Genomic DNA, 2009 nt, shown 5'->3' with positions numbered 1-2009 from the left:
CCCCGTTCGAGTTCCGCAAGCCCACCCCGGGCGAGGAACTCATCCGCTTCGACGGGCTCGTCAAGCAGTTCGGCGCCAAGCGCATCTACGACGGCGTGGACCTGGACGTGCGCGCGGGGGAGACCCTCGTGGTCCTCGGCGGCTCCGGCGTGGGCAAGAGCGTGCTGCTCAAGTGCCTCATCGGCCTGATGCACCCGGACGGCGGCCGCGTCCTCTTCGAGGGCTACGACGTCTCGCGCTTCTCCGAGGAGCAGTTCCTGGAGGTCCGCAAGCACGTGGCCATGGTGTTCCAGGGCGCGGCCCTCTTCGACTCGCTCTCCGTGGGGGAGAACGTGGCCTATCCCTTGCGCGAACACTTCCCGAAGCTGTCGCTCGCGGAGGTGCGCAAGCGCGTGGCGGAGAAGCTGGAGCTGGTGGACCTGCCCAACACGGAGAAGCTGATGCCGTCGGACCTGTCCGGCGGCATGCGCAAGCGCGTGGGCCTGGCGCGCGCCATCGCCACCGACGCGGAGGTCATCCTCTGGGATGAGCCGACGACGGGCCTGGATCCCGTCACCACGCAGACCATCAACGAGTTGATTGATTCGATGAAGCAGCGGTTGGGCGCCACGTCCATCGTCGTCACGCACGACATGGTGAGCGCCTTCGTGCTCGCGGACCGGATGGCCATGCTGGCCAACCGCAAGATCGTCCAGGTGGGCACGCCTGAAGAGATGCGCCGCTCCACGGTGCCGGAGGTGCGGGCCTTCCTGGACGCGCGCCGCCTGGAGCTGAACCCCCGAGGAACACCATGAGTTTCTTCACGTCCACCTCGAAGGAGAAGCGCCTGGCCGTGCGCGCGGGCGTCTTCGTCGCCGTCGGCCTCGCCGTGGCCGGCGTCGTCGTCTTCTTCATCGGCCGCGAGTCCAACCTCTTCCAACGCCAGGTCGTCTTCCGCGCCTACTTCAACAGCGTGGACGGCCTGAGCGACCAGTCCCCCGTCTGGATTGGCGGCCTCAAGGTGGGCCGCGTCAACGGCGTGACCTTCTCCCAGGACCTGAAGGACAGCCGCCTGGAGGTGCAGTTCCAGGTCGCCAGCGCCTACGCGGACCGCGTCCGCGCGGACTCCGTCGCGAAGCTCACCAGCATGGGCGTCCTGGGCGACAAGGCGGTGGACATCTCCCTGGGCAGCGCGGACCAGCCGGCCGTGCCACCCGGCGGCGTCGTCAAGTCCAGCAGCGGCGGGGACCTGTCCAAGCTGATGAGCAGCGCCAGCCAGGTGATGGAGAACTCCGTCGCCATCAGCGAGTCCCTCAAGGACGCCGTCAGGGTCTACGCGAACCCGGAGCTGTCGCGCGACCTGGCCCGGAGCGTCGCGTCGCTGCGCTCCATCATGGAAGAGGTGGAGAAGGGCGACGGCGCGCTGCACGCGCTCATCTACGACAAGCGCACGGGCCAGGAGGTGAACACCCTGCTCGCCAACGCCGCGGGTGCCGCGAAGCGCATGGACGGCGCGCTGGGCCACGTGGAGGCCATCCTCGGCGAGGTGCGCCGCGGCGACGGCACCGCGCACGCGCTCATCTACGGCCAGGACGGCGCGGTGGCTTTGCGCGAACTGGGCGAGGCCGCGGGCCAGCTGGCGGGCCTCATCGAGGACGCGAAGAAGAGCCCCAACGGAGCGGTGCACCAGCTGGTCTACGGCGACGCGAAGGGCATGTTCGCGGACCTGGGCAGCGCGGCGGCGGACATCAAGCAGATCACCGCCACCGTGGCCAAGGGCGACGGCACGTTGGGCGCCCTCGTCGCCGACCCCACTGTCTACGACGACCTGCGCGAGGTGCTGGGCAACGTGAAGCGCAATCGCATCCTCCGCGCGCTGGTGCGCTTCTCCGTCAGCAATCACGAAGCGCTGGACCAGGTAGGCAAACCCCAGACAGCGCCCACGCCGCTGACGCCCGCCGAGCCGCCTCCCGCCCCTGTCTCTTATACACCTCTCCGAGCCCACGAGACGCGTAGTAATCTCGTATGCT

Annotated in this window: 2 protein-coding genes; both read left to right on the top strand. The window is 68.8% G+C overall.

The genetic code is table 11. From position 1 onward, the window contains the following. Positions 1-794 (top strand): ABC transporter ATP-binding protein (locus D7V97_RS42685; protein ID WP_233583608.1); only part of this gene is annotated, 794 nt, incomplete at its 5' end. Next, a partial coding sequence (locus D7V97_RS42680; RefSeq protein WP_233583607.1) for an MlaD family protein occupies positions 791-2009 on the top strand: 1219 nt, incomplete at its 3' end. The genes D7V97_RS42685 and D7V97_RS42680, both read left to right, overlap by 4 nt.

Source organism: Corallococcus sp. CA053C (assembly GCF_003611675.1).
Lineage (GTDB): Bacteria > Myxococcota > Myxococcia > Myxococcales > Myxococcaceae > Corallococcus.
Note: the sequence above shows the minus strand (reverse complement) of the source record. Positions and strands in the feature narration are given on the sequence as shown.